The organism is Natronomonas salsuginis (assembly GCF_005239135.1).
Taxonomy (GTDB): domain Archaea; phylum Halobacteriota; class Halobacteria; order Halobacteriales; family Haloarculaceae; genus Natronomonas; species Natronomonas salsuginis.
The window spans coordinates 1-16,460 of the sequence record NZ_QKNX01000008.1 but is presented as its reverse complement, the minus strand read 5'-3'; the positions used below and the strand labels follow the sequence as shown (position 1 = coordinate 16,460).

Annotated in this window: 15 protein-coding genes and 2 tRNA genes; 10 read left to right on the top strand and 7 right to left on the bottom strand. The window is 62.5% G+C overall.

Features of this window, described 5'->3' with window-relative positions:
* Positions 1-74: 74 nt before the first annotated feature.
* The 3 genes from DM868_RS14050 to DM868_RS14040 form a co-directional block, all read right to left on the bottom strand.
* Positions 75-941, bottom strand: coding sequence for an ATP-grasp domain-containing protein (locus DM868_RS14050; protein ID WP_137277470.1), 867 nt, complete (start codon positions 939-941; stop codon positions 75-77).
* Positions 942-1,006: 65 nt separating this feature from the next.
* Complete coding sequence (locus tag DM868_RS14045) at positions 1,007-2,938, bottom strand: ABC transporter ATP-binding protein (protein WP_137277469.1); 1,932 nt, start codon at positions 2,936-2,938, stop codon at positions 1,007-1,009.
* Positions 2,939-3,004: 66 nt separating this feature from the next.
* Positions 3,005-3,544, bottom strand: a complete 540-nt coding sequence (locus DM868_RS14040) for a DUF192 domain-containing protein (protein ID WP_137277468.1) — start codon at positions 3,542-3,544, stop codon at positions 3,005-3,007.
* 87 nt (positions 3,545-3,631) lie between these two features.
* Between DM868_RS14040 and DM868_RS14035 the strand changes: the two genes are divergently transcribed.
* Positions 3,632-3,704: transfer RNA gene (locus tag DM868_RS14035), tRNA-Val, on the top strand.
* A 317-nt stretch (positions 3,705-4,021) separates the two neighbouring features.
* A complete protein-coding gene (locus DM868_RS14030; protein WP_137277467.1) occupies positions 4,022-4,531 on the top strand; it encodes a hypothetical protein in 510 nt (169 codons plus the stop codon).
* A gap of 30 nt (positions 4,532-4,561) precedes the next feature.
* On the opposite strand, the gene DM868_RS14025 is transcribed toward DM868_RS14030, so the two are convergent.
* The gene (locus tag DM868_RS14025) at positions 4,562-6,121 is read right to left on the bottom strand and encodes a cryptochrome/photolyase family protein (protein WP_137277466.1); all 1,560 of its coding nucleotides are present in this window, start codon (positions 6,119-6,121) and stop codon (positions 4,562-4,564) included.
* 148 nt (positions 6,122-6,269) lie between these two features.
* Here DM868_RS14025 and DM868_RS14020 point away from each other — a divergent pair.
* Positions 6,270-6,343: transfer RNA gene (locus DM868_RS14020), tRNA-Phe, on the top strand.
* Between the two features lie 255 nt (positions 6,344-6,598).
* Here the strand turns inward: DM868_RS14020 and DM868_RS14015 are convergent.
* Together DM868_RS14015 and DM868_RS15225 are read right to left on the bottom strand one after the other, a co-directional pair.
* Positions 6,599-7,990: an ATP-binding protein gene (locus tag DM868_RS14015; RefSeq protein WP_137277465.1), complete on the bottom strand. Its 1,392-nt coding sequence runs from the start codon at positions 7,988-7,990 to the stop codon at positions 6,599-6,601.
* A 162-nt stretch (positions 7,991-8,152) separates the two neighbouring features.
* Positions 8,153-8,323, bottom strand: coding sequence for a hypothetical protein (locus DM868_RS15225; protein WP_170964535.1), 171 nt, complete (start codon positions 8,321-8,323; stop codon positions 8,153-8,155).
* A gap of 37 nt (positions 8,324-8,360) precedes the next feature.
* On the opposite strand from DM868_RS15225, the gene DM868_RS14010 reads away from it, so the two are divergent.
* The 7 genes from DM868_RS14010 to DM868_RS13980 all read left to right on the top strand — a co-directional run bounded on the left by DM868_RS14010 (position 8,361) and on the right by DM868_RS13980 (position 15,220).
* Positions 8,361-8,570, top strand: coding sequence for a hypothetical protein (locus DM868_RS14010; protein WP_137277464.1), 210 nt, complete (start codon positions 8,361-8,363; stop codon positions 8,568-8,570).
* Between the two features lie 164 nt (positions 8,571-8,734).
* Positions 8,735-9,352: a GTPase family protein gene (locus DM868_RS14005; RefSeq protein ID WP_137277463.1), complete on the top strand. Its 618-nt coding sequence runs from the start codon at positions 8,735-8,737 to the stop codon at positions 9,350-9,352.
* Between the two features lie 256 nt (positions 9,353-9,608).
* Positions 9,609-10,022: a hypothetical protein gene (locus DM868_RS14000; protein WP_137277462.1), complete on the top strand. Its 414-nt coding sequence runs from the start codon at positions 9,609-9,611 to the stop codon at positions 10,020-10,022.
* Between the two features lie 632 nt (positions 10,023-10,654).
* The gene (locus DM868_RS13995) at positions 10,655-11,242 is read left to right on the top strand and encodes a poly(R)-hydroxyalkanoic acid synthase subunit PhaE (protein WP_137277461.1); all 588 of its coding nucleotides are present in this window, start codon (positions 10,655-10,657) and stop codon (positions 11,240-11,242) included.
* Entirely contained in the window at positions 11,239-12,534 is a 1,296-nt protein-coding gene (locus DM868_RS13990) for an alpha/beta fold hydrolase (protein ID WP_137277460.1), read from the top strand. Before DM868_RS13995 ends, DM868_RS13990 begins: the two co-directional genes overlap by 4 nt.
* Positions 12,535-12,724: 190 nt before the next feature.
* Positions 12,725-13,618, top strand: coding sequence for an esterase/lipase family protein (locus tag DM868_RS13985; protein ID WP_137277459.1), 894 nt, complete (start codon positions 12,725-12,727; stop codon positions 13,616-13,618).
* Between the two features lie 384 nt (positions 13,619-14,002).
* Positions 14,003-15,220: a CBS domain-containing protein gene (locus tag DM868_RS13980; protein ID WP_137277458.1), complete on the top strand. Its 1,218-nt coding sequence runs from the start codon at positions 14,003-14,005 to the stop codon at positions 15,218-15,220.
* A gap of 37 nt (positions 15,221-15,257) precedes the next feature.
* On the opposite strand, the gene DM868_RS13975 is transcribed toward DM868_RS13980, so the two are convergent.
* Positions 15,258-16,460: HTTM domain-containing protein (locus tag DM868_RS13975; protein WP_137277457.1), on the bottom strand; the 1,203-nt coding region annotated here is incomplete at its 5' end.

Here is a 16,460-nt window from a genome sequence, read left to right as displayed (position 1 = left end):
ATCCGCCAATTGTGGGCGATTGCGCCGGGCACGGGTGATATATAACCCGAGTCGCCATCCACCGCCGCGATCGTTTATAAATCCACGGTCCGACGGATCAGCGCCGCGAGTCGGTCGTAAAACCCCGCTTCGTACTTCGTCTCGGCGTCGACGGTCGGGCGCGCGTTCGTCTCGTTGACGACGGCCCGATCGCCGGCGACGAGGACGTCGACGCCGAGCCAATCGATATCGAGTTCGCGAGCGGTCGCCTCGGCGAGTCGCCGGTGTTCGTCGGCGAGTTCGACGCCCGTCGCCACCGCACCCCGGTGGACGTTGTGTTTCCAGCGACCCGCGGCCCGGTCGTCGTCCGGCAGTCGGCGTTCGACCGCGCCGACGTACTCGCCGTCGATGACCATCGCGCGGAAGTCCCGAGCCTCGGGGAGGTACTCCTGCACGAGAAACGAGCGGTCGTCGGCGACCCGGAAGTCGTGGATGACGGAGAGGTAGTCGCAGAGGCCGAGAAACGAGTCGAGGTCGTGCGCCTTCGCGATGCCGACGCCGCGGGTCGTCGAGTTGGGCTTGACGACGACGGGCGGCTCGAACCGCTCGAAGGCGGCCCGAAGCTCGGATTCGGCGGCGGGGTTCGAGACGTAAACGCTCTCGGGCGTCGGGATCCCGGCTCGTCCGAGCCGGGCGAGCGCGCCCGCTTTGTTCCGACTGCGGAGGATCGCCTCCCGACCGTTGACCCACGGGACGTCGAGGAGCGCGTCGGCGACGCCGCCTTCCATCAGTCGGGAGGGGTAGACGAACCCCGCGTCGAAGCGCTCCTCGACGAGCGGTTCCGAAAGCGGCTGTGCGCGTTCGGTCGTCGGGAGGTGGATCGCCTCGATACCGCGCTCCGCGAGGGGGTCGCGGATCCGTTCGAGGGTCTCGGCGTTCGTCGCAACCGCGAGCCGGAGCATACCTCACGCAGGGACGGCGATGACTTGAAAACGCCGGTCGGTGGGGCGGCAGCGAACGCCCTCAATCAGTCGTCGTCGGCCTCGGTCCGGGCCTGCCGTTCCGCGGCGCGCTCGATGAACTCCTCGGGCAGTTCGTCGATCTCGCCCGCTTGCACGCCCCAGAGGTGGGCGTAGAGGTCGCCGTTCGCCAGCAGTTCCTCGTGGGTGCCGCGCTCGACGATCCGGCCGCCTTCTAACACGACGATCGTGTCGGCGTCCTTGATCGTCGAGAGCCGGTGGGCGATGGCGAACGTCGTCCGATCGGCGGTGAGCCGATCCAGCGATCGTTGGATCAGCATCTCCGTCTCGGTGTCCACGTCGGAGGTCGCCTCATCGAGGACGAGGATGGATGGGTCTTTCAACACCGCGCGGGCGATCGAGAGGCGCTGGCGCTGGCCGCCGGAGAGCTTCACGCCCCGCTCGCCGACCATCGTGCCGTAGCCGTCGGGGAGGTTCGCAATGAACTCGTGGGCCTCGGCGGCCTTCGCGGCCTCGACGATCGCCGACTCGTCGGCGTCGAAGGTGCCGTACGTGATATTCTCGCGCACGGTGCCGTAGAACAGGAAGGTGTCCTGTCCGACGTAGCCGATGTGCCGCCGAAGCGAGGGAAGCGTCACCTCGCGTAGATCTTGCCCGTCGATCCGGATCGCGCCCTCGTCGACGTCGTAGAGGCGCAAGAGGAGCTTGAGCACGGTCGATTTGCCTGCCCCGGTCGGCCCCACGAGCGCGAGCGTGTCGCCGCCGTCGACGGTGAAGTCGACGTTTTGGACTGTCGGCTCCGCAGTATCCTCGTCGTAGCCGAACGTCACATCGTCGTACTCGACCGTACCCTCACGGATTTCGAGAGGGGTCGCGTCGGGTGCCACGGGAAGGCGGTCGGGTTCGTCCATCAGCCCGAAGATGCGCTCGGCGGAGGCGTGCGCCCGCTGGTACATGTTGATGATCTGGCCGAACTGGGCCATCGGCCAGATGAACCGCTGGGTGAAGAGGATGAAGACGACGAACGTCCCGACGGTCAACTCCCCGGTGAGCGGGCCGGGGGCGCTGCCGGTGAACACCCACAGGCCGCCGACGATGAAGGTGACGACGAAGCCGATGCCCGCGAGCAGCCGCAGCGCGGGGAAGAACTTGATCCGCGTCTCGATCGCGTCCCAGTTCGCGTCGAGGTACTCTCCGGAGACGTCGTCGACGCGCTCCGATTCGTACGGTTCGGTGTTCGAGGACTTGATCACCTGGATGCCGCCGAGGTTGTTTTCGAGCCGGGAGTTGACGGTGCCGACGGCGGATCGAACGCGGGCGTACTTCGGCTGGATCGTCTCGATGAAGCGGTACGTGAAGAGCGCGATGAGCGGGACCGGCAGCAGAGCGATGATCGCGAGTTGCCAGTTGTAGTAGAGGAGGACGCCGCCGATCCCGAGCACCATCACCCCGAGCCGAAACACCGAGTTGAGCCCGTCGTTGAGGAACCGTTCGAGGCGGTTCACATCGTTCGAGAGCACGGACATCAGTTCGCCGGTCTGTTTGTCCGCGAAGAAGTCCATGTTCAGCCGCTGCATCGTGTCGTAGGTGTCGGTCCGGACGTCGTGTTGGATCCGCTGGGCAAAGGCGTTGAACCCCCAGTTTCGGACCCAGTGAAAGATCGCGCCGAAGGCGAACGCCCCCGCAATGATCCCGATGACGAGCCAAAACTGCATCGCCGGATCGGCCGGGATCCACGCGTCGGGGACGAGCCACAGCGAGAACGACTGCTCGTCGCGGAAGACGGCGTCGATCGCCAGCCCGAGCATGATCGGCGGTAAGAGGTCCAAGAGTCGGGCGAGGACGCTCGCGACGATCCCGATGCTCATCGGGAGCAGATTCGGCCGACCGTAAACGCCGAACAGTCGGCGCATCGGGTCGTCGGTGTTCGCCCGCTGTTTCTCGAACGGGTCGTCGTCGTCCCAGGCGATATCCTCCATTACCGCTAGTCACCGGTCGGCGGGCAAAACGTTTGGCCTAGAGGCGAGTCGGCATGTACCAAACCGTTACAGATCGAATCGGACCTCGTCGCCGACCTCGACTCCCCGCTCGGCCATCCACCCGCGGTTCACTTCGAGAACGTACTGACCCGTTCCGGGATACTCCTGTGCGTTGCCGTCCTCGTCGGGGGCCGGCTCGGGCGCTTCGTGAATCGTCGTGATCGTCCCATCGGCGTCGGCGAAGACGATGTCGATGCCGAAAGACATGTTTCGCATGACGTAGGTCCGTTCGGCGACGCCGTCGTGGACGAACAGCATACCGCGATTCTCGGGGAGGTCGTCGGTGGCGCTGAGGCCGAGGTACCGCGTTCGCGACGTGTCGGCGATCGCCGCCTCAACGTGCCCGAGTTCTTCGCCGGAGTCGGCGTCGTGGACGGTGACGGTCGTGTGCTTGTAGCCGTCGTGCGTCCCATTCGCCGGCTCGGCCGCCGGATCGTACCCGTCGCCGAGGAACGGCACGATCGCGCCCGTGGAGAACGCGAGCACGCCAGCGGCGAGCACGAACGCGACTGCCGCGACGCCGTAGGTGAGCCACCGCGAGTCCATTGATCGGGAGGACGTGGCGAACGCGCCTAAGGGTTGCCGTCCGAGAAGGTAAGCGTTATCCGCCCCCGGAGGCTCCCTCAGGACGTCGGGTCCGTGGTCTAGTGGTTATGACGCGTCCCTTACAAGGACGAGATCGGTGGTTCGACTCCGCCCGGACCCATGCGATTCTGCGAGGAGCGCAACGCGACGAGCGAATCGTACGTTGGGCGGATCGAACCCTAAAAGACGAACGCAGTGAGTCTTTTTTCCGGTTCGACTCCGCTCGGATCCATTTTGTGCCGCAACGCGACGAGCGAAGCGAGGAGTCCGCGGTACAAAATGGGCCAAAGGAATCGGACCCTGCCAGTCGCGCGCAGCGGAGCGAGCACGTCTGGCTCCGGTTCGACTCCGCTCGGATCCATTTTGTGCCGCAACGTAACGAGCGGAGCGAACGGACAGTAGTGATTTGGGCTGCCGCCCCGATGGTCGAGTATCGATATGTTCCGCCGATCCCGGGAGCTCGGTCCGGCACTACTGGTACCGTTCGCGTGGACGTTCGTCATCGCCGCACATCTGGGAGTCGTAATCCCTCGGACGCTGTTCATCGCGCACGTCGTGATGACCGTGCTGCTCGCGGGGTTCGCGGTGACCGGACGGGGAGACATGCGCGAAGGGGTGTTGCACGTCTGGTGGCGGATCATCGCCGTCGGGGTCTTCGTGACGCTGGCTGGCGTGTTCAGTTTCCGCGTCGACGCGGCGACCCTCGTTCTGTCGGGGATCGCCCTCGGGGGCTGGATGCTCCTCCCTGCCGCCGGATTCGTCTACACGGGACGACGGGTCGCAGGGGGCGGCTGGATATATTTCAGCGCAGCCGCGGCCTGTCTGGTGGGCGCGTCGCTGTACACGATCGGGCTCTTCGAGGCTGTCCTCCCGCTGTGGCTAGCCGGCTTGGTCTGCGTCGGAATCGGGCAAACGGTCGGTATCCTCGATGCGGTCCTCCGATACTGACTCGGCGCGGTGCGGCCGGCTCGCGTTCGCTCAGAGCTCGCCGTTCGCGGCCAGTTCGCGCAGTCGATCGACCCGATCCCGGAGTCGGTCCATCTCCCCCGATTCGCGCTTGGTATCGACGTGGCTGTACATCAGCCCCATCCGGTGATTGCTTCGGAGCGGCGTCTCGTTGCGGTCGAGAAAGTCCCAGTAGAGGGCGTTGAACGGACAGGCATCGGCACCGGAGCCAGCGTTCTCGTCGTATCGACAGCCCTCACAGTAGTCCGACATCCGGTCGACGTAGTTGGCCGAGGAGACGTACGGCTTCGTGGCGAAGGCGCCGTGACCGTACTGCCCCATCTCGACGACGTTTGGCGTCGTCACCCAGTGGTAGGCGTCGACGAAAGTGGCGTGGAACCACTCGTTGAGCTCGCTCGGCTCGACGCCCCACAGCGTCGCGAAGTTCGCGAGTACCATCAGCCGCTGGATGTGGTGGGCGTATCCGCGCGTGTGGACGTCATCGACAGTGTCCGCGAGACAGCGCATAGCCGTCTCTCCAGTCCAGTAGAACTCGGGAAGGTCGCGGGGGGCCCCCAGCGCGTTCGCGGTCGCCAACTCCGGCATGGTGTGGCGATAAACGTGTCGCACGAACTCCCGCCAGCCGAGTACCTGTCGGATACACCCCTCCGCGGAGGCCAGACCGACGTGCTCGCGCTCGTGGTACGCGTTCTCGACGGCCTCGATGACCTCGACCGGGTGGAGCAGCCCGACGTTCAGCGAACTGCTCAACAGCGCGTGCGTCATCGCCCAGTCGTCGCGTCGCATCGCGTCCTGATAGGGGCCGAACTCGGGCAGCCGTTCGTCGACGAAGTGGTCGAGGAGGTCGCGGGCCTGCTCTCGCGTGACTGGCCACCGGAACCCATCGGTACGGCCCCACGTGTCGAACGTCTCGGCGACCCAGGCAGCGGTCTCCGCGGTCCGGTCATCGTGTTCGACCGACGGGATCGGCGGTGCACGCCACTCGTCGGGTGGAAACTCCCTGTTGTGCTCGTCGAAGTTCCACTCGCCACCGAGCGGTTCCTCGTCCTCCATCAACACGCCGGACTCCCGACGCATCCACCGGTAGAACGGCTCGTGTTTGAACGAGCCGTCGTCGTTCGCCCACTCGTCGAACGCTCGCCGGGTGCTGACGAACAGCTCATTTTCGACGAATCGTACGGCTCCCCCCGCGGCTGCGACCAGTTCGCGAAACCGCCGTTCGGAGCCGTAACTGGGCGAGCGCATCGACACCAGCGTCGCTTCGGGATTGTCCTCGAAGAACCGCTCGAGCCCCGCTCCGAACGTGTCCGCCCGGATGTAGCGAACGTCGTAGCCGTCCGCGCGGAGACGATCGCCGAACTGTCGCATCGCAGCGAAGACCAGTGTGAGCTTGTGGTGATGATATGGCATCCGGCGGGCGAAATCGTGCGCCTCGATGAGGAGCACTCGACTGTCCTCGGCGGCGCGGGCCAGTGGCCCACACTGCTCGGTGAGTTGGGTGCCCAGGATCCACGGTACCTCGTCGGCCCCGACTGTGTACTCCGGACCGGTCCCGACTATCGGCTGGCGCATGCCTCCAAGAGGGGCTGCGGACACATAGACCTCCGCCCGACGGTCCGGGGACAGACCGTCGTCGCGCGGCGGCGAAAATCGCAGACTCCGACACCACGGCCGGCTTTCGAAACCCTTTTTGATAGCGTCGGCGTCGGTGTGAATGCGAGCCGCCTTAGCTCAGACTGGGAGAGCACTCGACTGAAGATCGAGCTGTCCCCGGTTCAAATCCGGGAGGCGGCATTTCTGTCGCGAACAAAGTCGTGAGCGACAGAAATGGGACTCGACCGGATTTGAGCCCTGGAAGACGAACGGAGTGAGTCTTCCTCTGGTTCAAATCCGGGAGGCGGCATCATACTCACAGTTCAAATGCCCGCTAGTTATGGGTGCGCGCAATTTGTTTACTAGATCAAGCCGCTCGATTCTGATTAAATAGGCCTTGGACGATCCACCGACAGGCAAACCAAATCTTGCCACCGCTCGCATCGACAGAATTCTTCAGGACAGCGTGAGGAGGTCATCTATCTCTGCGAGATCCCATAGCGACCAGTGGTCGTCGAGTTGATCTTCGAGTCCCTCAACGAACCCGCTCTTTGAGAACAGCGCGAAGCACTCCTCCCGCTCATCTGACCCCCATCTAACGTTCCCCGCTTTTGTCTGCAGATCCTCGACGAGCGCCGTCCCGACTGGCTTCGCTGTCCACTTGCACTCGGCGAACAGGATCCGGTTGTCGTTCGGTGCGAGCCCGAGAATATCGATCTCGTCTTCGCCGTACCACCAGCGGCCAACCTCCGAGTACGCCTCGAACTCACCGCGTCGAATTCCTTCCCACACGGCTTCCTGACACACGTCCTCGAACGTGGTGGCGACGTGCATTGGGAGATCCGGCGCGATCGTTCCATCGTACACGATCTCTGGTGCTTCCTCGATACTGGAACGGTTCGGCTCGACGTACCGGAACCAGAACCGAAGGAATTCGTCCGCAACGCGGTACCGCGACCGCTTGGACTTCTTTCCCGACGCTGTCACGGGGACTTCCCGATCGATCAGTCGGAGCTGCCGCAACGTCTGCAAATACTTCGATAGCGGACCGACATCGATTCCCGTCGCCCCTGAAATCTCGTTCGGCGTCGTGTGCCCCAGCGCGACCGCTTCGAGAATACTCATGTACCGCGCGGGATTCCGGAGCTCGGTTCGGAGCAAGAACTCCGGCTCGTTGTACAATATCGCCGACGGCGACAGCACCTGCGATCGGACGTTTTCGGCGAGCGATCGCCCGTAATCGAACAGCGTGAGATACATCGGTGTCCCACCGGTGATCGCGTAGGATCGAATCGCGTCTACCATCTCGTACTCGATGACTTCACGCGCCTGCTGGAACGAGAAGGGTCGCACGTCGAGCTGTCCCGTACGACGTCCATACAACGGGCTCTCGTGGCCGAGTACCTCTGATTCCATCGTACTCACGCTCGACCCACAGAGAATCAGCATCGAATCGGTTCCTTGGAGTTGCTCGTCGACGAATCCCTGCACGTACGATGGAACCGAGTCGTTCTCCGTGACGAGGTACGGAAACTCGTCGATGACGACCACCACTGCCTCGGACTGGAGTTTCTCCCCGAGGTAGTCGAAGGCCTCGTCCCACCCGTCGATCCGCGGGGTGCGGTCATCGAAGAACGCCGCGACCTTGTCGATGAACTTCTCGCGTTGGCGGTGTTCGGCTTCCTGTGCCGCGAGAAAGTACATATGCGGCCGATCAGTACAGAACTCCTTCAGCAACTCGGTTTTGCCGACACGCCGACGCCCGTAGACGGCGAACACGTCTGAACCAGGCGACTCAAACGCGTCTGAAAGCGCAGTAAGCTCCTCTCCCCGGTCATAGAACGTCATACTTTGAATAATGATTACTGTGATAATGACTTATGCGTTTTGGCGCGGCTCTTCGATTGTGACAAGGATGTTCATCCTGGTTTGGATACTATTTGGAAGTGCCTGGAGTGTGCCGCTATCTGAGTGTGAGTTGAACGATTTCGGATCGCGGGGGGTTGAACGTTACCAGCGCCAGATTTTGGCGGCCCAGCTATGGTCGGATTCGTTGACTTCTGTCTCCCATTCTTTCTCTTCTAAGAGGTCAGGAAGGCTGTCGAGGTGTGCATCACCGCAGGACACGACCACGGTTTCGTACCTGTTTTCGTTTGAAATCCGATCGATTTCTTCGGCCATATCTCTGTCGCGGGTCCCAAGTCGTCGTTCTTCAAGGATGATCAGGAAGAAAGAGAACAGTAGCGGTGCGCCGATCACCATCAGTGGTTTGACTAGTGCTGTGAATGTGAGAGAGGCAATCGTTGGTGCCTCGATAACCGGGAACGAGAAGACTGGGACGAACAATCCGGCGGCGAAGACTGAGATGGAGAAAATCCCAGAGCCAAGTATCCAGCTCTTTGGCTCTATTGAAATCCTCAGAGATTGATAGGTACTGGCTGCTGAATACAGAGGATGGATGCAGTACTGGGCAAGAATTTATTATAGCTTCTCTGTTCTGAAATACAGAGCCGTTTTTATTCACAATGAAAATTGTCTTGGCTTTGAAACTCGTCAGAGTGTTTTTAAGTACTGCTCATATATCGGGATCATATGGCTCTAGACCCGGATGAGTTCAATGAGTTTCGGGATCGGATGGACCACATAGCCGAAATGGCGCCTCTCAAAAACGAGGAGAGTAAGGAGTTAATGAAGAAATTGCTGGGTGAAGCTTTCCAAGAAATTGACGAATTAGTTGATGAATCTCGCCCTCCCCGATTATACGTATTCGGACGATCTGGCGCTGGTAAATCCTCGCTTATAAATGCGCTCGCCGGGAAGGACGTAGCCGATATCGGTGCCATTGAACCAGAAACTACGGGGTCGAAACTCTATAATATTCCATTCACGGACCATTATGCCAGTTGGGATGTCGTCGATTCACGAGGCCTATTTGAAACCGTCCCAGCCGATGGCGAAATCCCGGTCGATACTGTCGAATTTATGAGAGAGGATTTAGAAGAGTATCGCCCAGATGTTCTTATTCACGTGATGACGCCGGGGCAGCTACGAGCTGGTGAACAAGACTTCGAGACGGTAAGTCAGCTTCGAAACGAATTCGGGACGGCCTTCCCTTCGATTCTTTTTTGTCTCAATCAAGTGGATACCCATATACCCCAAGGCGAAAAGCTCGAACCCGGTAAAAAACCCATCGCAAGCCGGGGTAATTAAGGAGAATCTTGATTTTGTCCATCGTGTACTAGAGAAGGAAACCGAGACAACCTTCGAAAAAACTCCCATTACACAGAACCAACCGGTATATGGCTATACGTTCGATTCCGATAAGTACGTCGGCGTTGTCCCAACCTACCTCCACTCCGAACCTTACTGGAATGATGAGACCCTCGCCACACTCATCGGCGATTTTTTACCTGAACAAGCTCGACTTCAGTTCGCTCAAGCCCAACGACAACAGCGCGAAAAACTAATGCGGAAACTATCTAGGGACGTTACAGACCGCTTCGCTAAAATCGCCGGAGGTGTCGGTGCTTTCCCAACTCCAGTCGCAGACATCGCCGTACTTAGCACAATGCAATTAATGCTCATCTGGCTGATTGGGAGTTTCTCGTGTCGAGAAATTGAGACAGAAACTGTAACCGACTATATGAGCACCGCAGGAGTTTCAATCGGAGCAGGTGCCGGAGTTCGGGAGTTGGCAAGAGCTGCGATACAGATGCTCCCTGGCCTCGGCTCGGCGGTATCGGCTGTCATCGCTTATGGGACAACGTGGGGAATCGGACGCTCTGCTGAAGCCTACTTTTTTAATGATGAAATCAAGTCACCTGGGAACGCGATCGAGGAAGGAATTAGCAAATTCAAGAGCCGGAATTTCGGAGACTAGCCCCTCGACGAAAGACGTTCGGTAAATGAATTCTTAGCTATTTGGCTCTGGTGAAGTCCTTTGCATCTCTGTCGCGAACAAAGTCGTGAGCGACAGAAATGGGACTCGACCGGATTTGAGCCCTGGAAGACGAACGGAGTGAGTCTTCCCCTGGTTCAAATCCGGGAGGCTGCATCCAGTTTTCACATGATTGTATTCGAGAGCGTTACGTACTCGACTGAACGTCGAGCTGCCCCCGTTCCCGCGAGCGAAGCGAGCGGGAAGTCGAAAGACGAGCACAACGAGTCTCGCACCGAATTCACGTCCGAGAGGCGGAATCAGACGCAGCGTTCGAACGCTTGTAGCGTCTGCGGTCGGACCATGGAGGAACATGAGTCGAGCAGCACCGAGTGCGCCAACCGTATCACATCCGGAACCTGAATGCCAACTCGAACAGAAACGGTCGGCCGATAGTGAGCCACCTCGGGGACAAGCCTCAAGGCACTCGGCCAGTTCCGACCGTAGGCAGGGTAACTGTCGTGAACACGGCTCACGGTACCGCGGAATCCGACCGTCACAATGGCCTGTAGTCAGGTGATTGGTGGGAAAGAATCGAACAGAACGGCTAAATGCGATGGCTGACAGTAACAAGCATGGTAAATAAGTCGAACCCCAACGCCATGCCGGACCAGTGGGACGAGCTCGTCGCGCAGATGAACGAGCAGTTGGTCGAGAGCATGGAAGCCAGCGCGGAGGCGCAGGCGGGGTTCGTCGAGTCATGGGTAGACGCGTTCGAGTCGATCAACGAGAAGCAGTACGCCAACGAGGGGATGGAGGGGTACTCGCAGGCGCACTCGGTGTGGATGGAGGCCGCCGAGGAGACCACGGAGAAGATGGCCGAGCTGGCGAGCGGGAAGGAGGTGTCGCCGAACGAGTTTCGAGACCTGTGGCTCGACGCGGCCAACGACGCGTTCAAGAAGGTGATCTCGACGGACACGTTCGCGGCGATGACCGGGCAGACCGTCGAGGACGCGCTCGATTTCAGACGGATGGCCGACGAGAGCGCCCAGGAGACGCTCCACGAGATGGGCTTTGCGGCCGAACGCGATATTCGAGAAGTTGGTGAGCGCCTCGTCGAACTCGAACGCCGCGAGAAGAAGGTCGAACGGAAACTCGAACGGCTCGAGGACGTCGAACGAAAGGTGGATCGTGTTCTCGAGCATGTAGAGGACGAAGGATGACGAAGTTATCGGAGGCTGCGTTCGATCTCCAGCGACAGACCTGGGAGAACGCCGCGGAGTTCGTCGACAAGCTCTCGCACGTCGACGACGCCAATCGACACATCGCGGCGGCCGACGTCGGAGAGACGCCGAGCGAGGTCGTCTACGAAGAGAACAAACTCGAACTGCTGCACTACGAGCCCCGGACGGAGGAGCAACGCGACGTGCCGATTCTGTTCGTCTACGCGTTGTTCAACAAACCGTTCATCCTCGACCTCCAGCCGGATCGCTCCGTGATTCGAACGTTCCTCGATGAGGGATTCGACGTGTACATGATCGACTGGAACGAGCCGTCGCTTTTGGATCACGCCCTCGGATTCGACGACTACGTCGACCGATACGTCGACAACTGCGTCAACGTCGTCCGCGAGCGCTCCGGACAGGACGCGATCAACCTCTTCGGCTACTGCATGGGCGGGGCGATATCCGTTATCTACGCGTCGCTGTACCCCGATCAAGTCAGGAACCTCGCGCTGATGGCCGTCTCGGCGAGCCTCCGAGACACCGACAGCGTTCTCGACCAGTGGGTCGGGAACGACTTCTTCGACGTACAGAAGCTCGTCGACACCTACGGCAACGCCCCGGCGGAGTTCGTCGACGCCGGCTTTTCGCTGCGCGAACCCGTCCGGGACAACCTCTCGAAGTATCTCCGCTTCTTCGACGGGATCGACGAGGAGGACTTCGTCGAGAACTTCGCCCGCATGGAGCGGTGGGTCGACGAGAGCATCGACATCCCTGGCCGGGTGTTCGTCGAGTTCGTCGAGACCGTCTACGAGGAGCAGAAGATATACAACAACGAGATGTACATCGACGGCGAGCACGCCGATCTCGGGAAACTGGACATGCCGATCGTCCAGGTCATCGGCAACTACGACCACGTGGTCCCGCCGGAGGCCCAACGGAAGTTCAACGAGGTGCTCCCGGGCCGAACGACCGTCTTCGAATCGGATACGGGGCACATGGGACTGGCCGTCTCCGGGCGCGCCCACGCCGAGCTGTGGCCGAGCGTCTGTTCGTGGTTCGAGGAGCGGTCCCGGATCGGGGCCGATGAACGCGGCGAGAGCGGTGCGCACGACTCGGACGGCGACCTCGAATCGATCGACGGGATCGGACCGATCTACGCCGAGCGTCTCCGCGAGGCCGGGGTCGAAACCGTGGCCGATCTCGCCGATGCGGACGCCGACGCGCTCGCAGAGACAGCGGGGATCCCCGCGAACCGTCTCGACGGCTGGATCCAACAGACACGGGAGTGAACGCCGTCGTCGGGAACGGCTTCGGATCAGCCGAGTATTGAAAGATGTTCTCACACCACAGCATATAAATGATGTTCTATCGTTATAGAAGACAGACGTGTACGGATTAATAAACAATACCACGGGTACCGGCAGCGTCGGACCGTTTAGCTGCGTCGGGGATGGCGTACGATCGAGGGGGTCGTAGGCGATGTCTACCGGTGCGTCCCCTGGGAGCTGGCCGTTCTCGCCGGCGCTGTTCCGCATCGTCCGACGGATCCGTCGCTCCCGGCGGAACGGCGGGTGCGTGATCGACTGCGAGCACGACCGAACCGACGATAGCCGTCTCCCGTGGTCGACCGACGGGGCCTACGGCGGCTGGGGCGGTCGGGCGTTCCACGGTGTCGACGAACCGACGGGGGCGTTCGGCGGGGAGCGCGAGCCGACGCCCGTCGTTTTCGTGCACGGCACCCAGCGGGACGCCTGTGACTGGGAGGACCATGCCGAGTTCTTCTTGGAGCGTGGTTACGGCGGCGACGACCTCTGGGCGATCACCCTCCAGGACGGGGCGTCGACGCATCCTGAGATGGCCGATCAGCTCGACGACTTCGTCGGGCACGCCCGCGAGCACACGGGGGCGGACACGGTCGCGCTCGTCGGTCACAGCCTCGGCGTGACGGGCATCCGCTACTGGCTGGCGACCGAGGGGCGCTACGAGTGGGTCGACACCGTCGTCGGCCTCGCCGGACCGAACCACGGGACGGTGTTCAACACGTGGTGTACCGAGGCCGGCATGGTGACGGACGAGTACCAGGTGAGCCCGTTTCTGCGCGCCGACTACGAGACGCTCGACAAGCACCCGCTCGCCAGCCTGAACGCCGACGAGACGCCGGGGGATGTCGACTACTACACGATCCGCGGCACCGAAGACGCGCTGTACTGGGGCTGTGCACAAAGCCCCGAACTCGAGGGTGCGACGAACGTCGCCGTCGAGACGGGCCACGACGGCGTCCGAACCCATCCGGCCACGAAGGAGTACCTGTTCTCGTGGATCACGGGCGAACACCCCTACGATCTCCGCAATCAGGTCAGCGTTTCCCGTTGACGTCTGCCGGGCACTCGATACCGGTACCCACGCCAACGCTTTTTGCGGTTCCGTTCACGGAGATATGGCGCTGCAGCTCGCGACGCGCATCGTCGAGCAGACGCTCGCGGAGATATCGAAACACGGATCGCGCGCCTCGCCTCTGGACTCGGTCTCGTCGCCTACGTGACGATCCGACTCGCGTCGGGAGACGAGGGGCACGATACTGGCGAATCGGGACGTCGAAGCGGAGTGGGCGAAACGGGCGACCGGTGACTCCGACGGCTAAACCGAGGCGCGCGGTCCGATCCGGCGTCGACGCGGCCGTCCGAACTGACGTTATCGGAGACTGAGACGTGGAGATAATCATAACCGGTTGGCGAGCCTACGTCTATCCGAGTATACATGGACATCGCCGACGTTCACTCGACGGACTTCACCGAATTCGACGCTGAAACGCCGCTGTCGAAGGTCGCCGGAGCGTTCGAAGATCGAGAGCTCGACGCCGTCATCGTGACCGACGGCGGCGACTACCAGGGGATCGTCAGCCGTCGACAGCTGGCGGCCTCGTCCAATCAGCCGTCCACGAAGGTCGGCACGCAGGTCCGGCACGTCCCGAGGGTCGATCGGACGGAGGACGTCCGGGAGGTGGCCCGGCTCATGATCGGCGGCGACGCGAAGAGCCTCCCGGTGTTCGACGACGGCAATATCGTCGGCGTGGTGACCGCCGACGCGGTCATCGACGCCGTCCGCCCGTATCTCGACGCCGTCACCGTCGAGGACGCGTACACGGCGGAGCTGACCAGCGCAAGGCCCGAGACGACGCTTGGAAAGGCGCTCAACACGCTCAGAGAGACGCATATCGCTCACCTCCCGGTCGTCGACGACGGTGATCTCGTCGGGATGGTGAGCCTCTACGACCTCATCGACTTCACGACGCGCGACGAGCGCAAGAGTCAGGGTGGCTCCTCGGGCGGGTTCGGCGGCCGCGGCGGTGGGAGCCGATCGGCGGGTGGACCGTCTGGCGGCTTCGGCTCGCGGGAGGGAGACGTCGATCGGATGCTCGATCTCCCCGTCCGGAACGTCATGTCCGAGACGGTCGCGACGATCGGCCGCGCCGCGCCGCTCGACGAGGCCGTCGAGGCGATGCTCGATCGGGGGATCTCCTCGCTCGTCGTCACCGACGAGAGCGACGATCCGGTCGGAATCGTCACCAAGACGGACGTCATCGAAGCGCTCACGTGGGAGCGAGAGGATCGCCGCGCAGTGCAGGTGTTCGGGCTCGATCTGCTCGACGAGATGAGCTACGACGACGTGGCGGCGCTAATCGATGAGGTAACCGCGAAGTACGGGGAGATGACCGTGGTCAAAGCCAGCGTCCAACTGCAGGCGCACAAGGAGCAAACGCGGGGCGTTCCGCTGGTGTTGGCCCGGATCAGGCTGGTCACCGATCGCGGCTACTTCACCGCCGACGGTGAGGGCTACGGCGCGTCGCACGCGCTCCGGCTGGCCGCGAACGCGATCGAGCGGCAGGTGCTCAAAGGGAAGACCTACCGGCGGTCGAAGAAGCCGGTCGGGCCCGAGGAGCAACGACAGCTGTACGGTTGGTGGCTCGGCGGCTAACCGAAAGACGGGCGCTTCAGCGTCGGCCGCGGCGTGCTCACCGGCAGGCCCGATCGAGGATCGTCACCCGCTGCGGATTCGTGTCGTCCCCGTCGATCCGTTTCGAGCGGTGGAGACGGTAGACCGCCACCGACTCGATGTCGCCGCCAGTCGGCATCGCGCGCTCGCACCCCCACTCGGCGTACCGGTCGGCGAGGGGGCCGTCCACCCGCGCCGAGCCGTCGACCGCGCTCGCGAACCGCCGGTGGCGGAACGTCTCGTAGGCCGCGCTCGCGTCGGGCGGGCGGTCGAAGGAGGAGCCCGATCCGCCGTCAAGACCGACCGTCGAGCCGTCCTCGCGCTCGGCGACGACGACGTGCCAGCTGTACGATTCGGCCGGGTCGGGCGCGTACAGCCCCCAGTCCTGCTGGTCGAGATGCTCGGAATCGAGCGGTTCAGGCGGGTCGACGCCCGCGACGTCGACGCCCGCGAAGCCGAGCATCCAGGCAAGAACGACGACGGAGAGCGCGGTCGCGATCGGGCGGGCGCGGGACGCGTCGAGGGGCGAACGCGGCCGGCCGGTCGACGGGACGAACCGAACGAGGTGAGATCCGAGACAGGCGCGCAGATCGGAGCCGGGGAGCCGATCCCAAAACGGCGTCGCGACGAACGGGAGCACCGACGCCGCGAGCGCGAACGGGAACAGCCCGACCGACAGCGACAGCCCTATCCCGACGAACGCGCCGAGGTACGCGAGCGCCGCGAGCGTACGGAGGCGGCCGACGGTGAGCAACAGGAAGCCGGCCGCCCCGGCCAGAAGCGCCACCCAGGCGTAATTCAACGCCGTCAGAAGGGGCGGATACGCGAGCAACTGCGCGCCGAGTTCGGTCGTCATCGTCGGGTCCGACAGCGCGAGTTCGAGGCCGTCGCCGGCGTACCAGTGCTCGCCGCGGTGTTTTTCGACGGCGTTCGTCGTGAACACGACGACCGGTTGACACAGGAGGGCGACCGTCCCGACGCTTGCGACGCGGCGTCGGATGTCGCCGCGCCGGAGGGCGTCGACCGACCACCGCTCGCCGAGCGGCGTCAGGAGAGCGACGAGAAGGAGCACCCGGAGCAGACGATCGCCGCCGTTGAGCACCATCGGATAGCGAACGTGTAGCGATACTAACAGGAGCAGCGAGATCGCGCCGACGAGACGAGTCCGATACCCGAGGAGAAACGCGACGGCGACGACGGCGGCGAAGACGAACAACCCCGC

Coding starts and splice junctions, on each gene's coding strand:
- DM868_RS14050 (WP_137277470.1), bottom strand. CDS start 941: ATGCTCCGGCTCGCGGTTGCGACGAACGCCGAGACCCTCGAACGGATC.
- DM868_RS14045 (WP_137277469.1), bottom strand. CDS start 2,938: ATGGAGGATATCGCCTGGGACGACGACGACCCGTTCGAGAAACAGCGG.
- DM868_RS14040 (WP_137277468.1), bottom strand. CDS start 3,544: ATGGACTCGCGGTGGCTCACCTACGGCGTCGCGGCAGTCGCGTTCGTG.
- DM868_RS14030 (WP_137277467.1), top strand. CDS start 4,022: ATGTTCCGCCGATCCCGGGAGCTCGGTCCGGCACTACTGGTACCGTTC.
- DM868_RS14025 (WP_137277466.1), bottom strand. CDS start 6,121: ATGCGCCAGCCGATAGTCGGGACCGGTCCGGAGTACACAGTCGGGGCC.
- DM868_RS14015 (WP_137277465.1), bottom strand. CDS start 7,990: ATGACGTTCTATGACCGGGGAGAGGAGCTTACTGCGCTTTCAGACGCG.
- DM868_RS15225 (WP_170964535.1), bottom strand. CDS start 8,323: ATGGCCGAAGAAATCGATCGGATTTCAAACGAAAACAGGTACGAAACC.
- DM868_RS14010 (WP_137277464.1), top strand. CDS start 8,361: ATGATCAGGAAGAAAGAGAACAGTAGCGGTGCGCCGATCACCATCAGT.
- DM868_RS14005 (WP_137277463.1), top strand. CDS start 8,735: ATGGCTCTAGACCCGGATGAGTTCAATGAGTTTCGGGATCGGATGGAC.
- DM868_RS14000 (WP_137277462.1), top strand. CDS start 9,609: ATGCGGAAACTATCTAGGGACGTTACAGACCGCTTCGCTAAAATCGCC.
- DM868_RS13995 (WP_137277461.1), top strand. CDS start 10,655: ATGGTAAATAAGTCGAACCCCAACGCCATGCCGGACCAGTGGGACGAG.
- DM868_RS13990 (WP_137277460.1), top strand. CDS start 11,239: ATGACGAAGTTATCGGAGGCTGCGTTCGATCTCCAGCGACAGACCTGG.
- DM868_RS13985 (WP_137277459.1), top strand. CDS start 12,725: ATGTCTACCGGTGCGTCCCCTGGGAGCTGGCCGTTCTCGCCGGCGCTG.
- DM868_RS13980 (WP_137277458.1), top strand. CDS start 14,003: ATGGACATCGCCGACGTTCACTCGACGGACTTCACCGAATTCGACGCT.